General features: G+C 68.6%; 24 protein-coding genes and 1 pseudogene. 12 read left to right on the top strand and 13 right to left on the bottom strand.

Annotation, left to right across the window (positions count from 1 at the left end):
* Positions 1 to 4: 4 nt before the first annotated feature.
* The 5 genes from DTQ71_RS15595 to DTQ71_RS15575 form a co-directional block, all read right to left on the bottom strand.
* Positions 5 to 877, bottom strand: coding sequence for a polyprenyl synthetase family protein (locus DTQ71_RS15595; protein WP_109565231.1), 873 nt, complete (start codon positions 875 to 877; stop codon positions 5 to 7).
* Positions 874 to 1,110 (bottom strand): exodeoxyribonuclease VII small subunit, encoded by a 237-nt coding sequence (locus DTQ71_RS15590; RefSeq protein ID WP_109565230.1) that lies wholly within the window; start codon positions 1,108 to 1,110, stop codon positions 874 to 876. The genes DTQ71_RS15595 and DTQ71_RS15590 overlap by 4 nt, the downstream gene beginning before the upstream one ends.
* A complete protein-coding gene (locus DTQ71_RS15585; protein WP_109565229.1) occupies positions 1,103 to 2,029 on the bottom strand; it encodes a histone deacetylase family protein in 927 nt (308 codons plus the stop codon). The genes DTQ71_RS15590 and DTQ71_RS15585 overlap by 8 nt, the downstream gene beginning before the upstream one ends.
* Positions 2,030 to 2,095: 66 nt before the next feature.
* On the bottom strand, positions 2,096 to 2,806 hold the full coding sequence (locus DTQ71_RS15580; protein ID WP_109565228.1) for a response regulator: 711 nt from the start codon (positions 2,804 to 2,806) through the stop codon (positions 2,096 to 2,098).
* A complete protein-coding gene (locus DTQ71_RS15575) occupies positions 2,803 to 3,303 on the bottom strand; it encodes a MarR family winged helix-turn-helix transcriptional regulator (protein WP_109565227.1) in 501 nt (166 codons plus the stop codon). Before DTQ71_RS15575 ends, DTQ71_RS15580 begins: the two co-directional genes overlap by 4 nt.
* A gap of 127 nt (positions 3,304 to 3,430) precedes the next feature.
* On the opposite strand from DTQ71_RS15575, the gene DTQ71_RS15570 reads away from it, so the two are divergent.
* Together DTQ71_RS15570 and DTQ71_RS15565 are read left to right on the top strand one after the other, a co-directional pair.
* Positions 3,431 to 4,300, top strand: a complete 870-nt coding sequence (locus DTQ71_RS15570; RefSeq protein ID WP_109565226.1) for a branched-chain amino acid aminotransferase — start codon at positions 3,431 to 3,433, stop codon at positions 4,298 to 4,300.
* A 320-nt stretch (positions 4,301 to 4,620) separates the two neighbouring features.
* Positions 4,621 to 4,944 carry a DUF2794 domain-containing protein gene (locus DTQ71_RS15565; RefSeq protein ID WP_245947585.1) on the top strand — a complete coding sequence of 108 codons (324 nt, stop codon included), beginning with the start codon at positions 4,621 to 4,623 and terminating at the stop codon, positions 4,942 to 4,944.
* A gap of 69 nt (positions 4,945 to 5,013) precedes the next feature.
* On the opposite strand, the gene DTQ71_RS15560 is transcribed toward DTQ71_RS15565, so the two are convergent.
* Positions 5,014 to 5,856: a class I SAM-dependent methyltransferase gene (locus DTQ71_RS15560; protein ID WP_109565224.1), complete on the bottom strand. Its 843-nt coding sequence runs from the start codon at positions 5,854 to 5,856 to the stop codon at positions 5,014 to 5,016.
* Between the two features lie 111 nt (positions 5,857 to 5,967).
* On the opposite strand from DTQ71_RS15560, the pseudogene DTQ71_RS15555 reads away from it, so the two are divergent.
* Positions 5,968 to 6,138 (top strand): annotated as a pseudogene (locus DTQ71_RS15555) (DUF2794 domain-containing protein); the annotation flags it as partial.
* Between the two features lie 50 nt (positions 6,139 to 6,188).
* On the opposite strand, the gene DTQ71_RS15550 reads toward DTQ71_RS15555, so the two are convergent.
* From DTQ71_RS15550 to DTQ71_RS15535, 4 genes are all read right to left on the bottom strand, one after another.
* Positions 6,189 to 7,079 (bottom strand): cation diffusion facilitator family transporter, encoded by an 891-nt coding sequence (locus DTQ71_RS15550; RefSeq protein ID WP_109565222.1) that lies wholly within the window; start codon positions 7,077 to 7,079, stop codon positions 6,189 to 6,191.
* Positions 7,080 to 7,214: 135 nt separating this feature from the next.
* Positions 7,215 to 8,072, bottom strand: a complete 858-nt coding sequence (locus tag DTQ71_RS15545; protein ID WP_109565221.1) for a C40 family peptidase — start codon at positions 8,070 to 8,072, stop codon at positions 7,215 to 7,217.
* Complete coding sequence (locus DTQ71_RS15540; protein WP_109565220.1) at positions 8,069 to 9,448, bottom strand: leucyl aminopeptidase family protein; 1,380 nt, start codon at positions 9,446 to 9,448, stop codon at positions 8,069 to 8,071. Before DTQ71_RS15540 ends, DTQ71_RS15545 begins: the two co-directional genes overlap by 4 nt.
* 76 nt (positions 9,449 to 9,524) lie before the next feature.
* The gene (locus DTQ71_RS15535) at positions 9,525 to 9,908 is read right to left on the bottom strand and encodes a hypothetical protein (RefSeq protein WP_109565219.1); all 384 of its coding nucleotides are present in this window, start codon (positions 9,906 to 9,908) and stop codon (positions 9,525 to 9,527) included.
* 170 nt (positions 9,909 to 10,078) lie between these two features.
* Between DTQ71_RS15535 and DTQ71_RS15530 the strand changes: the two genes are divergently transcribed.
* Positions 10,079 to 10,726 carry a carbonic anhydrase gene (locus DTQ71_RS15530; protein ID WP_109565218.1) on the top strand — a complete coding sequence of 216 codons (648 nt, stop codon included), beginning with the start codon at positions 10,079 to 10,081 and terminating at the stop codon, positions 10,724 to 10,726.
* A gap of 42 nt (positions 10,727 to 10,768) precedes the next feature.
* On the top strand, positions 10,769 to 11,611 hold the full coding sequence (locus DTQ71_RS15525) for a helix-turn-helix transcriptional regulator (RefSeq protein ID WP_109565217.1): 843 nt from the start codon (positions 10,769 to 10,771) through the stop codon (positions 11,609 to 11,611).
* A gap of 3 nt (positions 11,612 to 11,614) precedes the next feature.
* Here DTQ71_RS15525 and DTQ71_RS15520 read toward each other — a convergent pair whose 3' ends face one another.
* On the bottom strand, positions 11,615 to 13,243 hold the full coding sequence (locus tag DTQ71_RS15520) for a DUF4139 domain-containing protein (protein ID WP_109565216.1): 1,629 nt from the start codon (positions 13,241 to 13,243) through the stop codon (positions 11,615 to 11,617).
* Positions 13,244 to 13,386: 143 nt separating this feature from the next.
* Here DTQ71_RS15520 and DTQ71_RS24365 point away from each other — a divergent pair, with 143 nt between their 5' ends.
* The gene (locus tag DTQ71_RS24365; protein ID WP_245947584.1) at positions 13,387 to 13,794 is read left to right on the top strand and encodes a hypothetical protein; all 408 of its coding nucleotides are present in this window, start codon (positions 13,387 to 13,389) and stop codon (positions 13,792 to 13,794) included.
* A gap of 207 nt (positions 13,795 to 14,001) precedes the next feature.
* Here DTQ71_RS24365 and DTQ71_RS15510 read toward each other — a convergent pair whose 3' ends face one another.
* Complete coding sequence (locus DTQ71_RS15510) at positions 14,002 to 15,024, bottom strand: aspartate-semialdehyde dehydrogenase (RefSeq protein ID WP_109565215.1); 1,023 nt, start codon at positions 15,022 to 15,024, stop codon at positions 14,002 to 14,004.
* A gap of 117 nt (positions 15,025 to 15,141) precedes the next feature.
* On the opposite strand from DTQ71_RS15510, the gene DTQ71_RS15505 reads away from it, so the two are divergent.
* The 6 genes from DTQ71_RS15505 (at position 15,142) to DTQ71_RS15480 (ending at position 24,860) form a co-directional block, all read left to right on the top strand.
* The gene (locus tag DTQ71_RS15505) at positions 15,142 to 15,453 is read left to right on the top strand and encodes an ArsR/SmtB family transcription factor (protein ID WP_109565214.1); all 312 of its coding nucleotides are present in this window, start codon (positions 15,142 to 15,144) and stop codon (positions 15,451 to 15,453) included.
* Positions 15,454 to 15,513: 60 nt separating this feature from the next.
* Positions 15,514 to 16,560, top strand: a complete 1,047-nt coding sequence (locus tag DTQ71_RS15500) for a permease (RefSeq protein ID WP_172500064.1) — start codon at positions 15,514 to 15,516, stop codon at positions 16,558 to 16,560.
* Between the two features lie 753 nt (positions 16,561 to 17,313).
* Entirely contained in the window at positions 17,314 to 18,552 is a 1,239-nt protein-coding gene (locus DTQ71_RS15495) for a Coenzyme F420 hydrogenase/dehydrogenase, beta subunit C-terminal domain (protein ID WP_109565212.1), read from the top strand.
* 298 nt (positions 18,553 to 18,850) lie between these two features.
* Positions 18,851 to 20,581 (top strand): ABC transporter ATP-binding protein, encoded by a 1,731-nt coding sequence (locus DTQ71_RS15490; protein ID WP_281271248.1) that lies wholly within the window; start codon positions 18,851 to 18,853, stop codon positions 20,579 to 20,581.
* 59 nt (positions 20,582 to 20,640) lie between these two features.
* Positions 20,641 to 21,750, top strand: a complete 1,110-nt coding sequence (locus tag DTQ71_RS15485; protein WP_109565210.1) for an efflux RND transporter periplasmic adaptor subunit — start codon at positions 20,641 to 20,643, stop codon at positions 21,748 to 21,750.
* Positions 21,747 to 24,860, top strand: a complete 3,114-nt coding sequence (locus tag DTQ71_RS15480) for an efflux RND transporter permease subunit (protein WP_109565209.1) — start codon at positions 21,747 to 21,749, stop codon at positions 24,858 to 24,860. The genes DTQ71_RS15485 and DTQ71_RS15480 overlap by 4 nt, the downstream gene beginning before the upstream one ends.
* Positions 24,861 to 24,864: 4 nt before the next feature.
* On the opposite strand, the gene DTQ71_RS15475 is transcribed toward DTQ71_RS15480, so the two are convergent.
* Positions 24,865 to 25,929, bottom strand: a complete 1,065-nt coding sequence (locus tag DTQ71_RS15475) for a dipeptidase (RefSeq protein WP_109565208.1) — start codon at positions 25,927 to 25,929, stop codon at positions 24,865 to 24,867.
* Between the last annotated feature and the right edge of the window lie 398 nt (positions 25,930 to 26,327).

The raw sequence follows: 26,327 nt of genomic DNA, 5'->3' as shown, positions 1-26,327 counted from the left end.
GTCGTTACCTGTCTCTCGTCACCACGTAGCGGGCGACCGAGCCTAGATTAGCGCCCTTTGGTGTGTAAATCAAAATAGACATTTCGGCGTCACGCACGAGAGACATCGCGCGCGCCCGCGCTGCCTCCGCTCCCAGCAGCGAGACGAAGGTCGCCTTGCCCGCCGCCGCGTCCTTTCGCAACGCCTTACCCGCCTTTTCCGCGTCGCCTTCGACGTCCAGCAGGTCGTCCGCGATCTGAAACGCGAGGCCCAGCGCGCCGGCGTAATCGACCAGCGGGCCGGGATCCGCCCCGCCCAGCAGGGCTCCGGCGCGGCAGGGCCATTCCAGCAGCCGCCCGGTCTTGAGCCGCTGCAACTCCGACACCTGGTCCAGCGTCAGCGGCGCCGCCGCCGTCTCCGCCGCGATGTCGAGCGCCTGGCCCCGCACCATACCTTGCGCGCCCGCATCGCGCGCGAGCGTCAGGACCAGATCGGCGCGCACGGCCGGGTCGGGATGGGTCTCCGGGTCGGCCAGCAGCTCGAAGGCGAGGGTTTGTAGGGCATCGCCGGCCAGCACCGCCGTCGCCTCGTCCCAGCGGCGATGGACGGTGGGCTGGCCCCGGCGCAGGTCGTCGTCGTCCATGCAGGGCAAGTCGTCATGGATCAGCGAATAGGCGTGGACGCATTCGATGGCGGCCGCCGCGCGCAGGGCCCGCGCGCGCGGTACGTCGAACAGCGCCGCGGCCTCCAGGGCGAGGAAGGCGCGCAACCGCTTGCCGCCCCGGGTCGCATAGCGCATCGCTTCGGCCACGGGATCGTCGCCGAACGGCGCAAGAGCCGTGTCCAGCGCCTGCTGGACCTCGGCCTGCGCTGTGCTCAGATCGTTCTCGAAGCTCACTGCGGGTCGGTCATGCCGGTCGGCTGGCCCTGCGCGTCGAGCGTGATCTGGCGGACCTTGGCATCCGCTTCGTTCAGCTTCGCTTCGCAATGGGCCTTCAGCGCCGCGCCCCGCTCATAGAGGGCGATCGACTGGTCCAGCGGCACGTCGCCGGAATCGAGCCGGTTCACGACCTGCTCCAATTCGGCGATGGCCTCTTCGAAGGACATCTTCTTAACGGGCGTCTCAGCCATCGGTGCGCCTCCTCAGGACGTCAACATGCGCGGCCACGGCATTGGCCAACGCGTCGAGGTCATAGCCGCCCTCCAGGCAGGAAACCACCCGGCCCGCGCAATGGGTCCAAGCCGCGTCGCAAAGCCGTTCCGTCGCCCAGGCGAAATCTTCGGTGGTCCAGGCGAGTTGCGCCAGGGGGTCTGCGTGATGGGCGTCGAACCCCGCCGAGATCAGCAACAGCTCCGGGGCGAACTCGTCGATCCCGGGCAGGACAATGCGTTCCATCGCCGCGCGGAAGGCCGCCCCCCCCGAGCCGGGCGGGAGAGGAACATTCGTGACCGTGCCATGAGGCCCCGTCTCGGAGGCATCGCCCGTGCCGGGCCAGAGCGGCATCTGGTGGGTCGACCAGAAACGGGCGCGGGGCTCGTCCCACAGCAGATCCTGCGTGCCGTTGCCGTGATGGACGTCGAAATCGACCACGGCCACGCGCGAGATCCCATGGGCCTCCAGGGCGTGCTTGGCGGCGATGGCGACATTGCCCAGCGTGCAGAAGCCCATCGGCGTCGCCGTCTCCGCATGATGCCCGGGCGGGCGCATGGCGCAGAAGACATTGCGCGCGCTCCCCTCCATCACCGCGTCCACGGCGCGAACGGCTGCGCCCGCCGCCAGCCGCGCCGCGCGCCAAGTGCCCGGCGACAGGAATGTATCGGCGTCGAGCTGTACCCACCCCTCTTCGGGCACCGCGCCCGCGATCCGGTCGAGATAGGCCTGCGGATGACAGCGCAGGAGCGGCTCGTCGCTCGCTTCGCGCGCCTCCTCGCGATCGAGCGTCATCCCCTCGAGCGCCTCCAGCACATATCGCAGCCGCGCCACCTGCTCGGGATGCCCCGGCGGGTTCTCGTGCAGCAGGGCGTCGGGATGGGTGATGACGAGGGTCATGGGGCCCTCCTTCTTCTGGCCGAAAATACTCCACGGGGGTCCGGGGGTGTGAAACTCCCGGCGCTCTCAGTCGGGCGCGAGCATATAGCCCTCGCCGCGGACCGTCTGCAGGTAGCGCGGCTGTTTCGGGTCGCGCTCCAGCTTGCGGCGGAGTCGGGTGATCTGCACATCGACCGCGCGCTCGTTGGTGCCGCCCTCGTCGCGGCCCAGACGCTCTACCAGGGTGCCGCGGCTGACGGCCTCGTGCGGGGTCTCTGCGAAGATGCGCATAAGGATCGTCTCGGTCGCGGTCAGGCGTACGAGCGCGCCGTCCTGCCAAAGCTCGCCCCGCTCCAGATCGTAGCGGATCGGGCCGAGATGCAGCATCTTCGGCACCGCATGCGCGGCCTGGGGGGCGCGTCGCAGGATCGCCTTGAGACGCAACAGCAGTTCCTTCGGCTCGAACGGCTTCGGGAGGTAGTCGTCCGCCCCCGCCTCCAGCCCGGTGATCCGGTCCGAGGTCTCGCCCTTGGCCGTCAGCAGCAGGACCGGCATGTCGCGCGTCTCCCGGATCTCGGCGCAGAGGATGAAGCCGTTATCGCCCGGCATCATCACGTCGAGGATCGCGATGTCGAAATCGAGTCCCGCCAGCAGGCGCCGCGCATGATCCGAATCGCGCGCCGCGGTGGTCAGGTAGCCGTTGCGCATCAGGAACTTCTGCAGGAGCGATCGAATGCGTTCGTCGTCGTCGACCAGCAGGACATGGGCCTGGTGGCCCGGCACGTCGGCATGGGTCATCGGTCCCCTTCCCTGGCGGCCGCGAAGAGGCGGCGAAGCTCGGGATCCATCATATGCTCAAGCACCTGACGGAATCCAGCGACGGCCTCCGGCCCGGCCTCGCGAAAGGCCGCGCGCATCCGGGCGCGCTGGGCGGTCGACAGTTCCGCCTCCAGTTCGGCGCCCGCATCGGTCAGGTAGAGATGCCGCTCCCGCCGGTCGTGGGGGCCGACGCGGCTCTCGACCAGGCCATCCTCGATCAGGGTTCGCAGAACCCGATTGAGCGATTGCTTGGTCACGCCCAGAATGGCCAGCAGGTTCGTCACCGTGCTGCCGGGGGCGCGTTGGATGAAGTGGATCGCGCGGTGATGGGCGCGGCCGTACCCGCGCTCGGACAGGATCCGGTCGGGATCCGCGGTGAAGCCGCGATAGGCGAAGAACATCGCCTCGATCGCCCGCCTGAGTTGCGCGTCCGTCAGGAAGAGCAGCGTGTCGCTGTCTCTCAGATCCTCGGCCATGATCACCTCCGACCGGAAAACTACGTCAGCCTTGTTGACATTCCAAGACCGAATCGATAGCGATCCGCAGGTTTGGCGAAATAATGTGTCCGAAGTGGGCTCATTTACGAAACGAAAGGGTAGAAAGATGGCTGGGTCCTATGCGGAACTTGACGGCAAGATCTGGATGGATGGCGCGCTGGTCGAATGGGGCGATGCCAATGTGCACCTGCTGACCCATGCGATGCACTACGCCAGCGCGGTGTTCGAAGGGGAGCGGGCCTATTCCGGCAAGATCTTCGAGTCCCGCAAGCATTCCGAGCGCCTGATCGAGTCGGGGCGACAGCTCGACATGGAGATCCCGTGGACCGTCGACGAGATCGAGGCCGCCAAGTACGAAACGATGCGCGCCAACGGGCTTGAGGACGCCTATGTCCGCGTCCTGGCTTGGCGCGGCGCGGGCGAGGACATGGGCGTGTCGTCGCGGCGCAACCCGGTGCGCATGGCCGTCGCGACCTGGGCCTGGGGCAACTATTACGGCGACGCCAAGATGAAGGGCGCCAAGCTGGACATCGCCAAGTGGAAGCGCCCCTCGCCCGAGACGGCGCCGAGCCACGCCAAGGCGGCGGGCCTCTACATGATCTGCACCATGTCCAAGCACGCCGCCGAGGCGAAGGGCTGCTCGGATGCGATGATGTTCGACTATCGCGGCTACGTGGCCGAGGCGACGGGTGCCAACATCTTCTTCGTCAAGGACGGCGAAGTGCATACGCCCGACCCCGACTGTTTCCTCAACGGGATCACCCGGCAGACCGTGCTGGGAATGCTGAAGGACCGCCAGATCAAGGTCCATGAGCGTCACATCATGCCCGAAGAGCTCGAAGGCTTCGAGCAGTGCTGGCTGACCGGCACGGCGGCCGAGGTCACGCCGGTGGGCCAGATCGGCGATTACAATTTCGAGGTCGGCGCGATGACGCGCGACATTTCCGAGGCTTACGAAAAGCTCGTCCGGGCCTGAGTGCCCAAGAGAAACGCCTCGTCCGCGACGGCGGACGAGGCGCATGTGGCAGACGCCCCAATCCGGGGCAGTGTAGGGTCCCCGGCCGGCGCTCTGGGTGGGGGCAAGGAAGCGCCGGGCCGGGAACATCGAGCTTTCGCTCCTACACGTCAGAGGGTGCCGAAGCGTCGCGGCGCTTCCACGTCGGCGGCGTGCTGCACTTCGGGTCTTTTCATGGCGCGATCTGGGCAAGGGCACGGACATGCCGCATTCGCGGCATTCGCCGCATCGCTGACATGCCGCGCCTTGATCTGCCCCGCGCGCACCGTAACTGTCACAGTATGACGCCCGCGACCCCGCTCCCCGAGACCGTCCATTTTCACCGGACCGAACTCTCCGTGATCCTGTCGCTCTACGGGCGGATGGTCGCCGCCGGGGAGTGGCGCGATTACGGGATCTCCTCGCTCAAGGACGTGGCGATCTTCTCGGTCTTCCGCCGCACTGCCGAGATGCCGATGTACCGGATCGAGAAGCGGCCCAAGATGGCCGCGCGCCAAGGCCAGTACTGCGTGATCGGTATGGACGGGCGCATTCTGCGGCGCGGGCACGATCTGAAGACGGTGCTGCGGGTGCTGGAGCGCAAGCTGATCCGCGCGGTGGAGTAGGGCGCGAGGCAAGGTCCGGTGTGAGGCCCACACTGAACCGACGATTCATGGGGTCGATTTGAAACCTGCCTATGTGGAGCAGGTGAACAGATTAATGACCGCTGGAACGCGAACGTCGCCGTCTCGGTCGAACGGCATGAATTCGCCTCGCACGCATTCTTCAATCGCCGTTTCATCGGCCTCGTCGCCGCCATATACCTTCATGATCCGCGCAGCAGGGCCGACTCGGCTCGCGGCCCGTGCAGCCCCCCGCACCCCGTCCGGCGGTGTCAGCATCACCTCCGTCCTGTCCGCCCTGATGTTGGATAGACCAGCTTTCTTCATCAGCCCTGCCACATGGTCGATGTCCTGAAAGGCCGTCGGGCCGGGGGAAGTCGGCTCCGTTTCATGCAGCGGCCCCAAACGATCTTCGGCCGCTTTTTTCGGAATGAGGAACCATGGGTTCTCAGACACTGCCGCCCAACAGACGAAGGCCATTCGACCGCCCGCCTTCAGTGCTTTCGTCAGATTTTCAAACGCCGCCACGCTGTCCGAGAAGAAACTCATCCCGATGCGCGAGATTAAAATATCGAAGGCGCCCTTCGGGAACGGGTGAGTCTGTGCGTCGGCTAGAAGAAAGGACGCGTTCTCCACACCGATCTCTCTCGCGCGGATTTCGGCGCGCTCCAGAAGCGGCCTGGAGATGTCGATTCCGAAAGATTCGCCGTCAGGGGCCCTCCTGGCAGCGGCCAGGGTGCTCGCTCCGGTGCCGCAGCCAATGTCCAGGATCCGGTCCGGCTTTGCGATGTCGGCGGCATCGAGCATGGTCTCCAGCATTCCTGCCATGGCCGCATCCAGGGCGCGCTCATGCTCGATCCATTTGAGCCCCGCGGGCGAACTCCAGTACGTCTCCTGCGCTTCGTTCGCCATCATCTCAAAGCCCCCCGCTTGAACCTTTGAGGATGACACGAAAACGCAAGTCTGTCTGCTCTCGCCGCGTGACGGACGTCCGCCCGACCTGGACGTCCATCTCTAGCCGCCGCCCGCCGCACCGCCGATATGCCGACGTATCGCATCGAGAAGCGGCCCAAGATGGCCGCGCGCCAAGGCCAGTACTGCGTGATCGGCATGGACGGGCGCATTCTGCGACGCGGGCACGATCTGAAGACGGTGCTGCGGGTGCTGGAGTGCAAGCTGATCCGCGCGGTGGAGTAGGGCACGGGGCCCCGCCACCGTGCCGCGAAGGGCAGGCCATGCCGGCGCGGTCAGTCGAGTACGACGATGCCCGAATGTTTTGACTTGTGCTCGGGTTCCACATGGATCGTGACGCGGGTTTCGGGGACGGCCCTGCCGATCGCGGCTTCCACCCGGTCGCAGATCTCATGGGCGTCGAACACGCTCATCTCGCCCGGCACGACGAGGTGGAACTCGACGAAGGTCGCGCTGCCGGCGTGCCGCGTCCGGAGGTCATGCGCTTCGACGGCGCCTCCCGCCTCGGTCGCGATGACATGGCGGATCTCGGCGAGCGTCGCGTCCGGCACGGCCTCGTCCATCAGGCCGCTCAGGGACTGCTTTACGACGCGCGACCCCGACCAGAGGATGTTCAGAGCCACCAGCGCCGCCAACAGCGGGTCAAGCACCCACCAGCCCGTCGCCAGCGCCAGCAGGACACCGACGGCCACCCCGGCCGAGGTGACGACATCTGCCCAGAGATGCCGCCCGTCCGCCACCAGCGCCGGGGATTTCAGGCGCCCCCCCTGCCGCACGAGAACCGCGGCCCAGACCGCGTTCAACACCGTGGCGAGACCGTTCACCAGCAGGCCCTCGATCGGCGCGTCGAGCGCCCTCGGACTCTGGAACCCGTCCCAGGCCGCGCGCAGGATGAAGAGCGCGGCGACGATGATCATGACGCCTTCGAGCACCGCGCTGAAGAACTCCGCCTTGTGATGCCCGAAGGGGTGGTTCGCATCCGCCGGGCGTGCCGCGATGCGGATCGCCACGAGGGCCGCAAAGGCCGTGGCCAGGTTGACCGTGCTCTCCAGCGCGTCCGAGAGCAGCGCGACTGATCCGGTCATCCACCAGGCCATGAGCTTGAGGCCCAGCACGATGAGCCCGACCAGCAGGCTTCCCGCGGCGATTTTCAAGGTGGGGGACACGGCGGCTCCGCTCTTGGAACCGCGGACCTACCGCAGCGGGAAAGACGGCTCAAGCCATCCCCGGCGCCGAGGGCGGTCACGCGCGCAGCCCGACAGGGCGCGGGTCTTGCCGGGCCGGTTGGCGCGCGATGCGGCTCAGGCGGGTCTTTCGACCCTGCGCCGCGCCGTGACCTCTCCCGCGCCGGTCGACTCGGCCTGGCTGGCCGCGATGCGGGCCATCGCCTCTTCCAGCGGCTCGTAGGCGACGGCCATGTGGTGGGCGTTGGCGTGCAGCATCAGCGTATCCGAGGCCATGATCCCGACATGGCCGCGCCAGAAGATCAGATCGCCGCGATGGAGCGGTTCGTCCTCGCGCAGCTCCCGGCCGAGGCCCATCTGCTGGTCGCTGTCGCGCGGGCAATCGATGCCGCAGGCGACGAAGGCCTGCTGCACCAGGCCCGAGCAATCGATGCCCCAGCGCGAGGAGCCCCCCCAGAGATAGGGCGTGCCGAGGAACATATCCGCCACGCCCACCGGATCGGAGAACCGGGCGCGCAGGCGTTGTAGATGCTGGGTCGGGACGAAATGGCCGGTGGAGATCTTCTGGAACTCTCCGTGATCGGCGGTGACGCGCACATGGCTGCCGAAGAAGATCGAGACCTCGGGCGGCGCCTTCACCTTGGGTTTGGGGTAGAGATGGGTCGCGGGGGCCGCGACCCAGTGGGTGGCCGCCTCCTGCCGGGCCAGGGCGCCGGCCAGGACGTAGCCGCAATAGCCGTCCCGCAGGCTCTGCCCGAAGGCGTAGCCGTCGCGCTCGTCGATGACGCGGAACGCTTCCCCGAAGAGAAGCTGGCTTGCCCGTTCCCCGCGCGGCGCCTCGGCCAGGTTGACCAGCGGCTGCTGCACCGTGCGCACCGTGCCTTTGACATAGCGCGTCGCCTCTACCACGCCGCGCAACTCATGCGCGGCGGCGTGGCCATTGGCGGGGGTGAGGCGGGGGTCTAGAGCGCTCATGTGGGCAGAAGACGGGGCAAGGCGTCGAGGATGGCGCGGGCGCCCATTCCGACGCCGCCAACCGGGCGCGCGGGGGCGGCCGTCGGGTTCCAGCCGAAGATGTCGAAATGGACGAAACGGCCCGGGCCGGAGAAGCGGTCGAGGAAGAGCGCGGCGGTGATCGACCCGGCGAAGCCGCCCTTGGGCGCGTTGTCCAGATCGGCGATCCCCGGCTCGATCATCGTCTCGTAGGGCCGGTGCAGCGGCATCCGCCAGAGCGGGTCGCGCACCCGGCGCCCCGCCTGCATCAGTGCCAGCGCCATGGCGTCGTCATCGGTGTAGAACGGGGCCAGGTCCGGCCCCACGGCGACGCGGGCCGCGCCGGTCAGCGTGGCCATGCAGATCGTCAGGTCGGCCGGATCCTCGGCGGCGAGCGCCAGGGCGTCGGCCAGCACCAGCCGGCCCTCCGCGTCGGTGTTGTTGATCTCGACGGTCGTGCCGTTCCGCGCCGTCAGGATGTCGCCGGGGCGGAAGGCATCGCCCGAGACGGCGTTCTCGACCGCCGGGATCAGCACGCGCAGGCGCAGCTTGGCGCCGGTCGTCATGATCATCGCGGCGAGGCCCAGCACCGTGGCCGCCCCGCCCATATCCTTCTTCATCAGCCCCATGGAGGCGCTGGGCTTGAGGTTCAGTCCGCCGGTGTCGAAGCAGACGCCCTTGCCGACCAGCGTCAGGGTCGGGCCCTCCTGGCCCCAGCGGAGGTCGATCAGCCGGGGCGCGCGGGTGGAGGCGCGGCCGACCGTGTGGATCAGGGGGAAGCCGGTGGCCAGGGCCTCGCTCTGCGTCACCTCGATCACGCCGCCATGCTCGTCGGCCAGGCCGCGCGCGATTTCCTCCAGCTCGGCGGGGCCCATGTCGTTGGCGGGGATGTTGATGAGGTCGCGGGTCAGCGTCTCGCCGGCGGCGATGGCCTCCAGCCGGGCCGCATCGACACCCTCGGGCGCGACGAGGCGCGGGGCCTCTTGCGGTTTGCCCGCGTAGCGGGTGAACCGGTAGCCCGCGAGCAGCCAGCCCAGAGCCGCCTCCTCGCGCTGGTCGGCGGACAGGTCGCCGGTCAATGCGTAGGTGCCGGGGCTTAGCGCGGCCGCGGCCTTGGCGAAGAGGAACCGGCCACGGGCATGGTCCTTCGGGCCGCCCCAACCGAACAGCACCCGCGCAACCGACATGTCGGGGGCGGGCAGGCACAGGATCTCGCCCGCCTTGGCCGTGAAGCCATTCGCTGCCACCCAGTCGCGCACCGGCTCGTCCTGGCCGGCGAGCCACCGGTCGAGGTCGTCCGCCGCGACGATACGGATCGGAATGGCGGCAGGATCGGGATCGGCGAAGCGGGCGGTCATGGGCGTCTCGGCTCTCGGGGCAAGGCGACCGACACGATAGCCGCGCCGACCGCCGCCGCAAGGCCGCAGGCGTCCCTCAGGCCGTCGTGGCGGTGCGAACCGTCCAAGTCTCGATGGCGGCGGGGTGGCCCAGGCGCACCAACCGCGCGCCGCAGGCCGCCAGCGCGGCCGGATCCTCGGCGGCGATGGCGTCGCGCACGGCATGGGCAGCTTGGGTCACAGTGCGCATGCCGATCGTGCGCGACAACTCCGCCAGATCCAGACAGGTCCGCTCCAGCCGCGCGACATCGCCTTGGCGCAGCAGGCGCGCGGTCCGGTCGATCAGGCGCCCGATATGCAGCAGGTACTCGGTCAGGAAGGTCTCGATCTCGGCGCCGTGCAGGGAGCAGAGGTCGGCCAGCACGTCATGGTCGAACTCCACCGCTTCGGTCTTGGCGGGCAGGGTCAGGGTCTCGGTCATGTCTCTTCGATCTTTCGCTCAGCGCCCCCACGGCACGGGTTCGGATGTGGCGGCGAACCGGGGCGGAAACGCGGCGGGGTGAGGTCGGCGCGCGGTAGAAAAGCCTCGAAACGTCTCAAATTGATCCGTAAGAACGCCGAGGGACCAGACCGACCGCCAGGACCGCCCTCATGAGACCGACGAAGCCGCTGCCGAAATCCCTCGTCCAACGTTTTTACGGGTGGAAGGCCACGGAATTTGTCGAAAACGCCGCCTGGTATCGGCGGCTGGCGACCGAGGGGCAGCGGCCGCGGACCATGGTCATCGCCTGCTGCGACAGCCGGGTGGACGTGCTGTCTCTCTTCGGTGCGGAGCGGGGGGAGTTCTTCGTCCACCGCAACATCGCCAATCTCGTCCCTCCGTTCGAGCCGGACGGGCTGCATCACGGCACCTCGGCGGCGGTCGAATACGCGGTCACAGCGCTGCATGTCTCGCAGGTCATGGTGGTCGGCCATTCCGAATGCGGCGGCGTGGCGGGCTGTGCCTCGATGTGTTCCGGCGAGGCGCCCGAGCTCGACCGGGAGGACAGCTTCGTCGGCCGCTGGATGGATGTGCTGCGGCCCGGCTGGGAAGAGGTCAAGGAGCTTGAGGGGCGCGCGCGGCTGGAGGCCCTGGAAAAGCAGTCGGTGCTGGTCTCGCTCGACAATCTCATGACCTTCCCCTTCGTCGCCGAGGCGGTGAAGGACGGCGAATTGGCGCTGCATGGGCTTTGGAACGATCTGAAGGAAGGCGCGCTTGAGATTTATGACGCGCAGACGAATCGGTTCGTTCCGCTGTGATCGGCGGATCGCGGGCGCGCGGCGCGTGACGGGGGGCGGCGCTTGACGCGCGACTGTCGCACCCGGCAGGGGGACGAAAGGCACGCCGCCGATGTCTCCGGTCCCTCGGCCCCGCCGAACGAGGCGGAGGCGCTGGCGGCCGTCAGCCGTCTGCTGGAGGCCAGTGACATCGAGAGCGTCTGGGCCGCCTTGCGCGCGGTGCTGGCGCGCTATGGCTTCGACCGTCTCAACTATACCCACGCGCCCGCGCTGCGGGATCCGGTGCATCTCAGCCGGTCCCTGCGCTTTACCCTGACCAGTCACTCCGACCCACGGATGGAGCGGATCTATCGCAGCGAGGTGCTCGACCGCTCGCCGATGCGGCGCTGGGCGGCGGAGAATGTGGGCGCCATCAGCTGGTCGCGCCAGCCGGAGCTGTTGCGGGAATATGGGATGGAGGCCGATGGGCCGGAGTTGAACGCGCTGCTGGCTGATCTCGGGTTCCATGCCGGCTATACGATCGGCTTTCCGTTTTCGGCCCTGACCGGAAAAGCCGCGATGGGGCTGACGGCGCGCCCCGATCTGGATCAGCCCGCGGTCGATGCGATCTGGGGCCGCCACGGGCCCGCCATCGAGGCGCTGGCGGGGGCTGCCCATGCCCGCATGTCCCAACTCCCGCTGGAGCTTCCCAATGGCAGGCTCTCGCCCCGGCAGCGGGAGATCCTGAGCTGGATCGCCGATGGCAAGTCGGTGCAGGACGTCGCCATCCTGATGGATCGCTCGCTGGCCGCGATCGAGAAGCAGCTGCGCGAGGCTCGGAAGCGGCTGGGCGTCGAGACCACGGCCCAGGCGGTGGCGCGCGTGGCGCTTCTTAACCAGCTTTCCGTCCCGGGGCGGGCCGGCTGAGGCTCAGGGCTGCCAGTTCAGGACTTCCCCTTCGGGCCAGTCGATCTCGACCCGGATGGTGATTTCCGCCGTCTCGCCCGGCGCGACGTCCAGATCCCAGCGGGCGAGCCCGCGGATGTCCTCCACGTCCCGCGCGTCCGGGGCGGGGATCGTCCGGGCCGTGACCTGGACCGCATCGCGCTCCGAGAAGGGCAGGGCGTGCAGCGTCTCGACCGTCTGCGCCGTTTCCGACAGGTTCCGCACCCGCAGGACCACGTCTTGCCGCCGCGTGCCCTGGGTGGTGAAGACGCCGCGCTCTCCAGCCGTGTTCTCCAGCGCGCGCCACTCAAGGCGCAGATGCGGTTGGGGGCCGAAGGGCAGGTCGGCCGTGTCCCCCGCGGGGATCAGGGGCAGCTCCGTCTGCCCGACCGGCGCCCCGTCGCGGCGGAGCGTGACCGAGCCGGGCAGGAGCGGCTCGCCGGTGGCGTTCACGATCTCCGCCATCCGATAGGCGGTCTCGTCGTAGCGCGGCACCGCGCGGTCGAAGACCCGCGCCGGAAAGTCGAGCCGGTCCAGCACCACCGTCGTCGTCCCGCTGGCCGCCGGAAGCGAGATCGGCTCGGGATAGGCATAGGTCACGACGACCCCGTCGAGCAGGGCCTCGGCCATGAGGGCCTTGTCCTGCGCGACGGTCGGTGCAGGGGCGAAATCCTGGCTGAGCGCGCCGCCCCCGTCCGCCTCGGCGCTCTGCTCAACGGGGCTTCGCGGGGCGAAGGTCGTCTCTGGCTGGGTGACCACGCGGTCGGCATACGGCTCGGACGGCTCCGCGAATGCGAAGAGATCCGCGGTCGAGAGCGTCAGCGCCGTCCGCTCCATTGCGACGCCCGTGCCGTTCCAAAGCTCCGCCCGGCGGTCCAAGGTGACGGTGCCGTCCGTCAGATCGGCGCGGTAGGACGGGCTCCAGCCGGCGGCGTCGCTCACGTCTTCCAGGGTCACCGAAACCGGCCCGCCCTCGGTGGTCAGCCCGATGGCGAGCAGCGAGACCGGCGCGTCGCCGATCCCGGCCCGGTCCGCGTCGCGGCGCGCCTGGGCCTCGGTCCGCCGGGCCTCCGCCACGGCGTCGTCTGCGGCGCGCAGGGCGGCGCGCGCCCCGGCGAGATCGGCCTGCGCCTCGGCGATGCCCCCGCCGATCGCCGCCGCGCTGCTGGCGATGCTGCCGGCGTCCAGGCCGCTCAGGGCCTGTCCCGAGACCGAGCGCAGGAAGGCCAGCCGCGCCTCCGCCGCGTCGAGATCGGTGCGGGCCAAGAGGCGCGCGTCCTCTGCCGATGCGCGCGCCGCCTCCGCGGCGTCCAGAGCGTCGGCGGCAGCGTTCTGGCGGTCGGTATAGAGGTCCCGTCCGTCGACCAGCGCGCCGTCGAGCGTGCTCACGATCCCGAGCGACGCGCCCGTCAGGGCGATACGCGGCATCTCGACGCTGCGCGGAAGAACCGGCACGAGCAGGCGGTGGGTGCCCGCTGGCAGACGCGCCTCGGCCTGCCGTGTGAGCACGGCGCCACGCAGATGGATCTGCGCCTCGGTCACGGGCGCGGGCAGCAGGATATCCTCGGCACAGGCAAGGCCGGGAAGGGCACAAAGGAGCAGGGCGAGGCGCATGGCGAGTCCGGTCGTTGGGGCCTGTCCAGTGTGGCGATGGGAGACGGGATTGTCAGCCCTGCGATCGTTAATCGGGCGTTAAGAACGCCGAGCGACAAGGGGGCGTGGCGCAGCGGGACATAACGATTCGATTGCCGGAGAACATGCTTCGGGCGGTGGAGGCCCTGGCGGGGCGGCACGACGTGACACCCGGCCAGGTGATCCGGACGGCCCTGGTGCGGGAGTTGCGGCGCAGCGGCCCGCGGACGGAGACGCCCAATCGGGCGGATGAGCAGCTCGTCGCGTCCTTGCAGGCGCTCCTCGCCCGGGACATCGCGGAGGCGCGCGGCTGGGACGACCTGAACGCACGGTTGAGACGACAGGGCTATCGCCTCGGCGCGGCGGGAGGCGGTCTTGCCCTCTTCGCCAGGGGTGGGCGCAAGGTCTGCAAGGGATCGGAACTGGGCGTGCCCTACCGCGTACTCGTCCGACGCTTCGGCGGAGCCCTGCCCGGACATCCCCACGGTGCGGTGGGGTTGGTCGATGCGCAGGACGATCCGTTGATCGAGTGAGGTTAGAGCGCGCCCCCCTTCGGCCGATCGATGCAGATCGGGCAACGGCTCTGGTTTCGGCATTTCTCCAAGGCTCCGCCCGACCGCGTCTCGGTGCCTGTGTTGGAGCCGGCGCCGGCCGCAGGCCCGGTTCGCTTTGGGCTCCGCCCGTTCGACACTCGGAGGCCCCACTGGGGCCTCCGCCGGGCCGGCGGCCCGGACCGTGTCTCACCCCTTCTTCAATACCCGGGTGCCGAGGGTCTCCGCGATCTGCACCGCGTTCAGTGCCGCGCCCTTGCGGAGGTTGTCGGAGACGATCCACATGTTGAGGCCGTTCTCGATCGTCGCATCCTGCCGGATCCGGGACACGAAGGTCGCGAAATCGCCCACGCATTCGACCGGCGTGACATAGCCGCCGGGCTCGCGCTTATCGACCACCAGGATGCCCGGCGCCGTGCGTAGGATGTCCCGCGCTTCGTCCTCGTCCAGGAAGTCCTCGAACTCGATATTCACCGCCTCGGAATGCCCGACGAAGACCGGAACCCGCACGCAGGTCGCCGTGACCTTGATCGACGGGTCGACGATCTTCTTGGTCTCCGCGACCATCTTCCACTCTTCCTTGGTGGAGCCATCCTCCATGAAGACGTCGATATGCGGGATCACGTTGAAGGCGATCTGCTTGGGGTAGACCTTCGGCTCCTTCTCCTGACCCGGAACATACATGCCTTTGGTCTGGTCCCAGAGCTCGTCGATGGCCTCTTTGCCGGTGCCCGAGACCGATTGGTAGGTCGACACCACCACCCGCTTGATCCGCGCGCGGTCGTGCAGGGGCTTGAGCGCCACCACCATCTGCGCGGTCGAGCAGTTGGGGTTCGCGATGATGTTCTTCTTGGAATAGCCGTCCACGGCCTCGGGGTTCACTTCGGGAACGACGAGCGGCACGTCCGGGTCGTAGCGGTAGAGCGACGAGTTGTCGATCACCACGCAGCCCGCCTTCGCCGCCTTGGGGGCGTAGATCTTGGTCGCGTCCGAGCCGATGGCGAAGAACGCGATGTCCCAGCCGGTGAAGTCGAACTGCTCCAGGTCCTTGGTCTTCAAGGTCTTGTCGCCGAACGACACTTCGGTCCCGAGAGATTTGCGCGACGCGAGCGCGACGATCTCGTCGACGGGGAACTGGCGCTCGGCCAGGATGTTCAGCATTTCGCGGCCCACGTTCCCCGTGGCGCCGCAGACGACGACCTTGTAGCCCATTCCGTTAACTCCTGATGGGGTGGGAAACGCCGCGGGGGCTATACGGCATGCGGGCCGGTGGCAAGCGTCCTGCACTAGACACCTTTACAAAACTAGAAATGTAGTTATGAAGGCGGCATGACCGAACTGACCCTCCAGGCCCGCGCCCTGGCCGCGCTGGGGCATGATGCCCGCCTCTCCATCTTTCGTCTGCTGGTGCGGGCGGGCGATGACGGGCTGAATGTCGGCGAGATCGGCGCGCATCTCGGCCTGCCGGCCTCGACACTGGCCCACCATCTCGCCGCTTTGGTCGATGCCGGCCTCGTCCTGCAGGAGCGGCAGGGCCGCGCCACCGTCAACCGCGTCGATTTCGACCGCATCCGCGGTCTTGTCGCCTTCCTCACCGAAGAATGCTGCGCCGGGCTCGCCGCCCCGGGCGACGCGGCGTGAGAGCCGAATGAAACAGACCTTCGCTTGCCTAGATAGACCTATTTATCCGGAGATGTGGATATGACCGACAGCAGCCTGCCGAGGCCAAGCCCGAGCCTTTGGGCATCGGCATGGAAAGACTATCGCGTCTGGCTCGCCTCGCTCGCGATCCTGCTGGTGCTTGCGGTGTTCGACACATCCCAGGCCGTCGAGAGTGCCACCTTTGCGGTGGGCGCCCTGATCCGCACGGCGCCCTACCTGATCCTGTCCATCGCCATCGCCGCCTGGGCGGGGGCGACCGGAGCCGACAACCTGATCGCCAAGGCGTTCACCGGCGCGCCGCTCGTCATGGTCTTGGTCGGGGCTTTGGCGGGCGGATTGTCGCCCTTCTGCTCCTGTGGGGTGATCCCGCTGATCGCGGCGCTTCTGGCGATGGGCGTGCCGCTGAGCGCGGTCATGGCGTTCTGGTTGGCCTCGCCGATCATGGACCCGTCGATGTTCGTGCTCACCGCGGGGATGCTGGGCGCGGAGTTCGCCATCGCCAAGACGCTGGCAGCCATCGGTCTGGGCATCTTCGGCGGGCTGGTCGTGCACGTGCTCGCGCGGGGCGGCGCCCTGGCGGACCCGCTGCGCGAGGGCGTCGGCAATGGCGGCTGCGGCGGGTCGAAGATCCGCGCGCCGAAGCCGCCGGTCTGGCGCTTCTGGCAGGACGCGGAGCGACGGGCGAAGTTCGCCAAGGTCTCGGTCGACACGACGCTGTTCCTGGCCAAGTGGCTGACCCTTGCCTTCCTGATCGAGAGCCTGATGCTGGCCTGGGTCCCGGCCGAAACCGTGACCTCCGTGCTGGGCGGCCAGGGCCTGATGCCCATCGCGACCGCCACGCTGGTCGGCGTGCCGGCCTATCTCAACGGCTATGCCGCGCTGCCGCTGGTGGGCGGGCTGATTGAGCAGGGCATGGCCCCGGGGGCGGGCATGGCCTTCCTGGTGGCGGGAGGCGTGACCTCGATCCCTGCGGCAATGGCGGTCTGGGCGTTGGCGCGGCCGCCGGTCTTCGCCCTCTACATCGCGCTGTCGCTGTCGGGCGCCTTCGCGGCGGGGGCGATGTTCCAACTCTGGCAACTGGTCTGACTGGAGCGGGGTGCGCTCCGCCGGGCCGGCAATGCAATCGGCCCGCGTCGGGATATGAGTATTTTGGGCCAGAAGAAGGGACCGTTGACGTCGCGGGCCACGGTCGCGCTGGCGTCGGGGCTTTGGTTGGGGGAGCGCTCTGCGCGCCCGGTACGGGGCGGGTTCTTAAGCCTGGGGTGCTTGGATCGCCCGGTTCGCCGCTCCCGGGTCAGAGCCTCGGGCCTTGTCCATCTTGGAGCGGCTCTCGGTGTTTCGTGTCCGCTCCGCGCCCATAGGCCGGGTCGGGCCGGTCTCCCTGCTGCGGGCGACCTTCTATCTCATCGGCGGGCTGGGTCACGACATCGCGGCCGCCGTCTTTCTTCGTCTTGGAGAGATCGGGCGGCTTCGTCCTGTGTTGGCGTCATGCGGACCGTCTTGGGTAGGGAGAACCTGCCTTCGGACCCGGTGCCCCGGTCGTCTTCGGTCCGCCGGTGTAGATCGGTCTCGTCCTTATCCGACCCGTGCTTCGCGGAGCCGCCGCGTGTCTTGGTCCCCCTCACGGCCACTCTTGTCTGACGCCCGAGCCGATGTCCCGGCGCCGGCTTGATTGCAGCGGGCGACTCCCTCCCTTGCCGTCTCCCAGAGCGCGGGGCCGGTCTGTCGGCAACTGCCATGTCCGCCTCCGTCGCGGGTATCGGTCCGAGATCGGTCGGGTGCCCATGTCGGTTTGGAGGGGGCTGGACAGCGCCAGGTCCGACACGCAGACTGTCAAATATGCGTGACACTCGCCCCCTCGACATCCCTGACTTGGCTCCGCCCGCCCCGCGCGGCGAGCTGTGCACCGATTGCGGGCTCTCGCGCATGGCCCTGGCGCCGCGCTGTGGCACGGCCTGCCAGTTCACGGTGCCCGACTACCCCGCGTCGGAGACGGCCACCCACGGCGGGCCGGGCGCGGACCCGCATTTCGGCCATGTGCTGTCGATGCATCGGGCGGCGCTGCGAGAGCCCGCGCCGGGCGCACAATGGACGGGAATCACCACGGCGCTGGCCGCCGATCTCCTGGCCCGTGGCGTCGTGACCGCCGTGCTGACCTTGGCGCCGGCCCCGGACGACCCGTTTCGCCCTATACCCGTCATCGTCACCGATCCGGCCGACATGGCGCGGGTGCGGGGGATGCGGATGGGCTATGCGCCCCTGCTGGCCTTGCTGGAGCCGGCGATCGCCCGGGGGCACACTCGGATCGGGCTGGTCGGCATCCCCTGCCAAGTCCACGCCCTCCGCGCCATCGAAGCGGAACTGGGGCTGGAACGGCTCTATGTCATAGGCACGCCGTGCTCGGACAACACCACGACCGAGAACTTCCACGCTTTCCTCGCGCGCCTGACTGACCGCCCCGACCGCGTGACCTATCTGGAGTTCCGCGCCGATTACCGTGTCGAGATGCGGTTCGAGGATGGGGGCGTGCGGACGATTCCCTTCCTCAAGCTGCCTCTCTCAGACCTGCCCCCGGATTTCTTCCCGCTCACCTGCCGGACCTGCACCGACTACACCAACCGGCTGGCGGACGTCACCGTAGGCTATATGGGCGGCGACGGGGATCAGTGGCTGATCGTGCGGAACGCCCGCGGAGCGGAGATGGTCGCGGCGCTGGGTGATCGGCTGGTGACGCGGCCACTGACCTCGCGCGGGAAACGGGCCGGGGCGGTGAAGGGCTTCGCCGCCAATACGGAGCGGGCGGCGGGGGGGCTTCCGCTCCGGCGGATGCCCGACTGGCTGCGCCCGGTGGTGGCCTGGCTCCAGCCTCGGATCGGCCCCCGGGGGATGGAGTTCGCCCGCGCGCGGCTGGAGATGAAGGCGGTTGAGACGATCCTGCACCTGCGCCGGACCGCGCCCCGCCGCATGCGCCATATGGTGCCGGAGCATGTCTGGCGGCTGGCCGCGCCCTATGGACTGGCCCCGCGCCCCGGCGAGACCAAGGCAACCAGCGGCGTGGACCAGACCAAGAGCCCCTGACCGCGCCCCGACAAGCACGCCGTCTCCCGCGAAGACGGGCCCCGCCAGACATGCCCCCGAACTCGCCATACCCGCCCGGGCCGGTTACCTCACGCGAGATCACGTCGCGGCGGGATTGCCCCATCGGGCTCCGGGGCATAAGCCTACTGAAACGCACCAGCCGCGCGGACCGTCTCAGCGCCCCGCGCCAGTCTTCTTCTGGCCAGAAATACTCCGGGGGTCCGGGGGCTGGCCCCCGGTCCTGCCGGTGCCGCATGCGCGCCGGTCGAGACGCTCGAAAAGGTATCAGGTCCGCCGCGTGACCCGCCCCCGTCATCCCTTTGCCCGCCTCTGGAGAGGCTACCTCAAGCGGCACTGGCCGTGGATCCTGGTCGCGGCCCTTCTAATGGCGATCGAGGGGAGCAGCGTGGGCGCGCTCGCCTATATGCTGGAGCCGATGTTCGACGTGGTCTTCGTCGATGGCCGATCGGATCTCATCGTCGTGGTCGGGCTGGCGATTTTCGCGCTCTTTGCCGTCCGCGGCGTTGTCAGCGTCCTGCATCGGATCATCATGACGCGGGTGTCCTTCGACGCCTCCGCGCGGTTGCAGCAGGATCTGCTGGGCCATGTCCTGCGGCTCGACAATGCCTATTTCTCCGCGAACTCGCCGGGGCAGCTGATCGAGCGGGTGCAGGGCGACGTGCAGGCGATCCAGCTGATGTGGACGGGCATCCTGACCTCTGCGGGGCGGGACGCGATGGGGTTGGTCTCGCTGATGGCGGTGGCGCTGATGGTCGACCCGCTCTGGACGCTGATCGCGGTGGTAGGCGCGCCGCTCCTGGTGCTCCCCAGCCTCGTGGTGCAGCGCTATATCCGCAAGAAATCCCATGCCCTGCGCGAGATCGCGGGGCGGCGCACGACGCGGCTGGACGAGATCTTTCACGGGATCTCGCCGATCAAGCTCAACGCGATGGAGGCCTATCAGGAGGGCCGGTTTCGCGCGGCGACCGCCGCCATGGTCCGCGCGACGGTGCGCGCCAAGGCCGGGCAGGCGACCGTGCCCGCGCTCGTCGACATCTCGGTGGGGGCGGGGTTCTTCGCTGTGCTGATGTATGGTGGCCCGCAGATCATCGCGGGTGAGAAGACCATCGGCGAGTTCATGTCCTTCTTCACCGCCATGTCGCTGGCCTTTCAGCCGCTCCGGCGACTCGCCGACCTATCGGGCAACTGGCAGACGATGATGGCCTCGCTGGAGCGGATCTATGCGCTGCGCGATACCGTCCCGACCATCCTGGAGCAGCCCGACGCCGCCGCCCGGCCGCCCGCCGACGTTTCCATCGTCTTCGAGGATGTCGCCCTGTCTTATGGCGACAACCCGGTGCTGCGCGGGGTCAGCTTCGAGGTGCTGCAAGGCACGACGACGGCGCTGGTGGGGCTGTCGGGGGCGGGCAAGTCGACGCTGTTCAACGTGCTGACGCGGTTGGTCGACCCGGATGAGGGCCGGGTCACGATCGGCGGGGAGGACATCCGGACGCGCAAGCTGAGCGAGTTGCGCGCGCTCTTCTCGGTCGTCAGCCAGGATACGCTGCTCTTCGACGAGACGCTGCGCGAGAACCTGACCTTGGGCCGCGACGTGCCGGAGGCGCGGTTGCAGGCGGCGCTCGAGGCGGCCCATGTCGTCGACTTCTTCGACGATCTGCCCGCCGGGCTCGACAGCCCCGCCGGGCCCCGGGGCGCCAACCTGTCGGGCGGGCAGCGGCAGCGGGTCGCCATCGCGCGGGCGCTCTTGCGCGACACGCCGATCCTGCTGCTCGACGAGGCGACCAGTGCGCTCGACACCAAGTCGGAGCGCCTGGTTCAGCAGGCGCTGGCCCGGCTGTCGCACAACCGCACCACGCTGGTGATCGCGCACCGCCTATCGACAGTGCAGGATGCCGATCAGATCGTCGTGCTGGACCAGGGGCGGGTGGCGCAGCGGGGGACGCATGCCGAGCTGCTTGCGGAGGGCGGGCTTTACGCGCAGCTGCATGGGATGCAAGTGCGCGAATAGAGGACTGGAACAGGCCGCGCGCGGCGCCATTTGGCCGCGCCCATCCACCGGAGGCAGGCATGACCGAAGACACGCGGAAGGAGCTGACCTTCGAGAGCGACCCGGGCGCGGGGCGCGCGACTTGGGTGGCGGCCTTCATCGCGCTGGCGGTGGTGGTCTGGATGGGGTCGGGCTTTTTCCTGCCCTCCGCGCCGCCCTCGACCCCCGAGGCCGCCCCGGCGGCCGGTCCGGTCTCGGTCGCGACCGAGCGGCGGCAGGCCGAGGCCGTGACCCTGCGGCTTCAGGCCGAAGGGCAGGCGGAGCCGGACCGGGATACGCGCTTGCGCGCCGAAGTCTCGGGCGATGTGGCCGAGGTGCTGGTCGAGAAGGGCGCGGACGTGGCGGCGGGCCAGGTTCTGGCCCGGCTCGACACCGACCGGGCCGAGGCCGACCTGCGCCGCGCCGAGGAAGAACTGGCCCGCGCCGAGCGGGAGTTCGACAATGCCGAATCGCTCCTGGAGCGGGGCGTGGCGACCGCCGACCGCGTGGCCGAAGCCCGGGCCGATCTGGCGGCTGCACAGGCGGCGGTCACCGCCGCACGGGACGCGCGGGAGGCGTCCGACATCACCGCGCCCTTCGCCGGCCGGATCGAGGAATTCGGGCTCGACCCCGGAGAGTTCGTGCAAGCGGGCGCCGAAATCGGGCGCATCGTCGATCTCGACCCGCTCACCGTCGCCATCCAGGTTCCGCAACAGGCCGTCGCGGCCTTGCGCGTGGATCAGACGGCCGATGTCGTCTTCATCACCGGGATGCGGGCCGCGGGCCGGGTGACCTTCGTCGGCACCGCCGCCGCCGCCGAGACGCGCACCTTCCTGGTCGAGATCGAGGTGCCCAACCCGGACGGTGCGATCCCGGCGGGCATCTCGGCCACGGTGGTCATCCCGACCGGCCAGGCGCTGGGGCAATTCGTCCAGCCCTCCACCATCTCGCTCGATCCCGATGGCCGCATCGGGGTCAAGGTGGTCGAGGCGGGCCGGGTCGTGTTCTACCCGGTAGAGGTCGTGCGCGCCGAGACCGGCGGCATTTGGGTGACGGGCCTGCCCGAGGAGGTGGAGATCATCACCGTGGGACAGGGCTTCGTCCAGGCCGGCGAGGCGGTGGAGACGCGACAAGCGGAGACGCCGGAATGAACGCGCTGGTCGACGCCGCCTTCAGCCGGGCGCGGGTCGCGATGATGGTCCTGCTGCTGCTGCTCTCGGTCGGGACGGTCGCCTATTTGTCGATCCCCAAGGAATCGAACCCCGAGGTGCCGCTGCCGCTGGTTTATGTCTCGACCGGGCTGGAGGGAATCAGCCCGACCGATGCGGAGCGCCTTCTGCTGGAGCCGATGGAGACGGAGTTCGGCGCCATCGAGGGACTCACCAAGATGTCTTCGGAGGCGTCGGAGGGTTTTGCCTCGATCCAGCTGGAATTCCAGGCCGGGGGCGATATCGACGAGGCGCTCGACCGGGTGCGCGACGCCGCCGACAGGGTTCAGCCCGAACTGCCGGACGATGCCAACGAGCTCAGAATCACCGAGATCAACACGGCGCTCTTCCCGATCATCACCGTCATCCTGTCGGGCCCTGTCCCCGAGCGCACGCTCAACGATCTGGCCGAGACGGCGCAGACCCGGCTGGAGGGGTTGCGCGGCGTCCTGGAGGTGGATCTCGCCGGCGCCCGAGACGAGTTCATGGAGGTGCTGATCGATCCGACCGCCTTCCAGACCTACAACCTCTCCTTCGACGAGGTGATCGGCCAGATCCAGCGCAACAACCGCCTGATCGCCGCCGGTGCCATCGAGACCGGGGGCGGGCGCATCGTGCTGAAGGTGCCGGGCCTGATCGAGGATCTCGACGACGTGCTCGCCATGCCGATCAAGGTGCGCGACGACGCGGTTGTGACCTTCGGCGATGTGGGCGTCATCCGCCGCACCTTCGAGGACCCGACCGGCTTTGCCCGGATCGACGGGCAGCCCGCGCTTTCACTGGAGGTCAAGAAGCGCTCCGGGGCGAACATCATCGAGACGGTGTCGGAAGTACGGGCCGCCATGGGCGACTTGGCCGAGGACTGGCCCGACAGCGTCGAGGTCACCTTCCTTCAGGACCAGTCCGAGGAGGTGCGCGACATGCTCTCGGACCTGGAGGCGAACGTGATCGCCGCCGTCATCCTGGTGATGATCGTGGTGGTCGCGGCGCTGGGTGTGCGCTCGGCCATCCTGGTCGGGCTGGCCATCCCGGGCGCGTTCCTGACCGGGGTCATCGCGCTTTGGGCGATGGGATACACGATGAACATCGTGGTGCTGTTCTCGCTGATCCTGGTGGTGGGCATGCTGGTCGATGGGGCCATCGTCACCGTCGAACTGGCCGACCGCCGCTTGCAGGAGGGGGCCGATCCGCGCACCGCCTATGCCGAGGCCGCCAAGCGCATGGCCTGGCCCGTCATCGCTTCGACCGCGACGACGCTCAGCGTGTTCTTCCCGCTGCTGTTCTGGACCGGGCTCGTGGGCGAGTTCATGAAGTTCCTGCCGGTGACGGTGATCCTGACGCTCTCGGCGTCGCTGCTGATGGCGTTGATCCTGATCCCGGTGTTGGGCGGCCTGATCGGCCGGGCCCAGCCGCAGACGGCGGCGGCCAAGCGGGCCTTCCGTGCCGCCGAGACCGGTGACCCACGGGAGATCGGCGGCCTCACCGGCGCCTATATCCGGGTGCTGCATCGTGCGATCCTGCGGCCGGGCGCCACGCTGCTGCTGGCCGTGGCGCTGCTGCTCGGCGCCTTCGGACTCTATGCGCAGTTCGGGCGGGGCGTGACCTTCTTTCCCTCGGTCGAACCAGAGGCGATGCTGGTGGAGGTGCGCGCCCGCGACAACCTCTCCATCTGGGAGCGGGACGCGCTGGTGCGCGCGGTGGAGACGCGGCTGACGGGCATGGAGGGCGTCGCCTCGGTCTATGCGCGCTCCACCCTCTCCGCGGGGCAGGGCGACGAGGAGGTGATCGGCACGATCCAACTGGACCTTGCCGATTGGGACACACGAGAGACGGCCGCCGTTCTGGGCGACGAAGTCCGCGCCCGCGTCGCCGATATCGGCGGCATCGATGTGCAGGTTCAGACAGAGAGCGGCGGCCCGGCGGCGGGCAAGCCCGTCAGCCTGGAATTGCGCGCCCGCGATTCTGCCGCGCGCGATGCGGGGGTCGGTGCCGTCCTGGCGCTGATGGAGCGGATGGGCGGCTTTACCGATGTCACCGACACGCGGCCTCTGCCGGGGGTCGAGGTCGAGATCATCGTCAACCGGGAGGAGGCCGCCCGCTACGGCGCCGATGTCTCTCTGCTGGGGCAGGCGGTGCAACTGCTGACGCAGGGAATCACCGTGGCCGACTACCGGCCCGAGGACGCGGACGGGCCATTGGATATCCGGGTGCGCTTCCCCGGCGAGGCGCGCTCCCTGGCGGAACTCAGCGCGCTGCGGGTGCCGACCTCGGCCGGGCTGGTGCCGATCTCGAACTTCGTGACCTTCGCCCCCTCCGAGCGGGTCGGCATCGTCCGCCGCGTCGACGAGCGCCGCGTCGTCACCATCGAATCGGACGTGGCGCCCGGCGTGTTGGTCAACGATCAGATCGTCGCTTTGGAAGCGGCGCTGCCGGACGTGCTGCCCGAGGAGGTGGAATACAGCTTCGGCGGCGAGGCCGAGGATCAGGCCGAGGCGATGGAGTTCCTGATCGGCGCCTTCATCGCCGCCATCTTCCTGATGCTCGTGATCCTGGTCACGCAATTCAACAGCTTCGTCCAGGCGGGGATCGTGATGACGGCGATCGTCTTCTCCATCGCCGGCGTGCTACTGGGCCTGCTGGCCACTGGGCGCCCCTTTGGCGTTGTGATGGGCGGAATCGGCGTGATCGCCCTGGCGGGGATCGTGGTGAACAACAACATCGTCCTCATCGACACCTTCAACGCGCTGCGGGCCGAGGGACAATCGGTGCGAGAGGCGGCGCTGCGGTCCGGCGCGCAACGCTTGCGCCCCGTGCTGCTGACTTCGATCACGACGGCGCTGGGGCTGATGCCGATGGTGATCGGCGTGAACCTCAACTTCGCGAAGCGCGAGATCGTCTATGGCGCGCCGTCGACCCAATGGTGGACGGAGCTTTCCTCGGCCATCGCGGGGGGGCTGGTGGTGGCGACCGTCCTGACGCTGGTCGTGACGCCCGCCCTGCTGGTGCTGACCGAGCGTCGCCGGTCCGTGCCAGTCCCGCAGCCCGCCGAATAGGCCGTCAGTCGGACCAGGTCCGGTCCAGCAGCGCCAGCCAATTGCCGTGGCAGATCTTGGCGATGAGCGCCTCGCCATAGCCGTGCTCGGCCATGGCGGTACGCAAGACGCCCAGCTTGGAGACGTCCGACACCGCCTCGGGCACGACCGCGCCGTCATAATCGGAGCCCAGGCCGACCCGGTCCTCGCCCAGCCGTCCGATCAGGTGGTCGAGATGGCGCAGCATGTCCTCGATGGGCGTATCCGCGATCTTGCGGCCGTCTTCGCGCAGGAAGGAGACGGCGAAGTTTAGCCCCACCATCCCGTCGCTCTCGGCGATGGCGTCGAGCTGCGCATCGGTCAGGTTGCGCGAATGGGGGCAGAGCGCGTGGGCGTTGGAATGAGTGGCGACGAGCGGCTTGGTCGACAGCTTGGCCACGTCCCAGAAGCCCGCCTCGTTCAGATGGCTCAGGTCGAGCATGATCCCCAGCTCGTTGCAGCGCGTCACGAGGCGCTTCCCTGCCTCGGTCAGCCCAGGGCCACGGTCGGGGGAGGAGGGGAAGGCGAAGGGGACGCCGTGCCCGAAGGGGGTGCTCCGCGACCAAACCGGCCCGATCGAGCGCAGCCCGGCGGCATAGAGAAGATCCAGCGCGTCGAGATCGGTGTCGATCGCTTCGGCCCCCTCCACATGGAAGATGGCGGCCATCACGCCGGCCTCCATCGCCGCGCGAATCTCGGCGGTGCTGCGGCAGACCCGAAGCAGGCCGCGCCGGTCCATCTCAAGGAGAAGCGCCGCCTGGCCTATCAGGACGCGCATCCCCTCGTCCCATGCAATCGGGACGGGCAGGGGAATGTCATAGCTGGGCTGGCACATGAGCGCGTGGAGCTCTTCGAGAGGTTGGTCCTCGGGGGAGGGCACCCAGCAGGCGAAGAAGCCGCCTCCGAATCCCCCGGTCTTGGCGCGGGGCAGATCGATGGCTCCGGCCCGACCGATGACCATCTGATCGAGGGCTGTGGTGCCGCCCGCCTGCCAGAGCCGGGTGAGAAGGTCGTTGTGGCCGTCAAAGACGATGGGCGCGGGGACAGACATCTCGGCTCCTATGCTGTGTGGGCCGATGGTGCGCCGGGCCAGGGGAGGGGACAAGTCCGGCCAGTGCCGCGAATTCGGGCGGTTGACGCTAGGTCGCGCAAAAAAACGACCTGAACGTGAATTTTCCACTTGCGGCCCACGGTCCCCATCCGTAGATAGCCCCTCACCGGCGGCGCTGAGGCGCTGACGGGAACGGACGGAACGACGGAGCGCAGACTTCCGAAGGGCCGGACCGACATCCTGAGGCAGCTAGATCGGGTTGCACCAAGAAATTTTGGTGCGATGCGGTGTTTTTGTCTCCGAGCTTTTTGACATGATTGTATATCTGAAGAGATATGCGGGCGGTTTGGGTTTGATCGAGCATTCGATGGATCAGACGTCTGTATATCGCGCTAGTA

It is taken from the genome of Jannaschia seohaensis, from assembly GCF_900116765.1.
GTDB classification, from domain to species: domain Bacteria; phylum Pseudomonadota; class Alphaproteobacteria; order Rhodobacterales; family Rhodobacteraceae; genus Jannaschia; species Jannaschia seohaensis.
Note: the sequence above shows the minus strand (reverse complement) of the source record. Positions and strands in the feature narration are given on the sequence as shown.

Bases quoted from the DNA above. Each gene is read 5' to 3' on its own strand.
- DTQ71_RS15570 (WP_109565226.1), top strand. From the start codon at position 3,431: ATGGCTGGGTCCTATGCGGAACTTGACGGCAAGATCTGGATGGATGGC.
- DTQ71_RS15510 (WP_109565215.1), bottom strand. From the start codon at position 15,024: ATGGGCTACAAGGTCGTCGTCTGCGGCGCCACGGGGAACGTGGGCCGC.
- DTQ71_RS15545 (WP_109565221.1), bottom strand. From the start codon at position 8,072: ATGAGCGCTCTAGACCCCCGCCTCACCCCCGCCAATGGCCACGCCGCC.
- DTQ71_RS15585 (WP_109565229.1), bottom strand. From the start codon at position 2,029: ATGACCCTCGTCATCACCCATCCCGACGCCCTGCTGCACGAGAACCCG.
- DTQ71_RS15540 (WP_109565220.1), bottom strand. From the start codon at position 9,448: ATGACCGCCCGCTTCGCCGATCCCGATCCTGCCGCCATTCCGATCCGT.
- DTQ71_RS15480 (WP_109565209.1), top strand. From the start codon at position 21,747: ATGAACGCGCTGGTCGACGCCGCCTTCAGCCGGGCGCGGGTCGCGATG.
- DTQ71_RS15590 (WP_109565230.1), bottom strand. From the start codon at position 1,110: ATGGCTGAGACGCCCGTTAAGAAGATGTCCTTCGAAGAGGCCATCGCC.
- DTQ71_RS15565 (WP_245947585.1), top strand. From the start codon at position 4,621: ATGACGCCCGCGACCCCGCTCCCCGAGACCGTCCATTTTCACCGGACC.
- DTQ71_RS15520 (WP_109565216.1), bottom strand. From the start codon at position 13,243: ATGCGCCTCGCCCTGCTCCTTTGTGCCCTTCCCGGCCTTGCCTGTGCC.
- DTQ71_RS15505 (WP_109565214.1), top strand. From the start codon at position 15,142: ATGACCGAACTGACCCTCCAGGCCCGCGCCCTGGCCGCGCTGGGGCAT.
- DTQ71_RS15575 (WP_109565227.1), bottom strand. From the start codon at position 3,303: ATGGCCGAGGATCTGAGAGACAGCGACACGCTGCTCTTCCTGACGGAC.
- DTQ71_RS15495 (WP_109565212.1), top strand. From the start codon at position 17,314: ATGCGTGACACTCGCCCCCTCGACATCCCTGACTTGGCTCCGCCCGCC.
- DTQ71_RS15535 (WP_109565219.1), bottom strand. From the start codon at position 9,908: ATGACCGAGACCCTGACCCTGCCCGCCAAGACCGAAGCGGTGGAGTTC.
- DTQ71_RS15485 (WP_109565210.1), top strand. From the start codon at position 20,641: ATGACCGAAGACACGCGGAAGGAGCTGACCTTCGAGAGCGACCCGGGC.
- DTQ71_RS24365 (WP_245947584.1), top strand. From the start codon at position 13,387: ATGCTTCGGGCGGTGGAGGCCCTGGCGGGGCGGCACGACGTGACACCC.
- DTQ71_RS15500 (WP_172500064.1), top strand. From the start codon at position 15,514: ATGACCGACAGCAGCCTGCCGAGGCCAAGCCCGAGCCTTTGGGCATCG.
- DTQ71_RS15560 (WP_109565224.1), bottom strand. From the start codon at position 5,856: ATGATGGCGAACGAAGCGCAGGAGACGTACTGGAGTTCGCCCGCGGGG.
- DTQ71_RS15580 (WP_109565228.1), bottom strand. From the start codon at position 2,806: ATGACCCATGCCGACGTGCCGGGCCACCAGGCCCATGTCCTGCTGGTC.
- DTQ71_RS15530 (WP_109565218.1), top strand. From the start codon at position 10,079: ATGAGACCGACGAAGCCGCTGCCGAAATCCCTCGTCCAACGTTTTTAC.
- DTQ71_RS15475 (WP_109565208.1), bottom strand. From the start codon at position 25,929: ATGTCTGTCCCCGCGCCCATCGTCTTTGACGGCCACAACGACCTTCTC.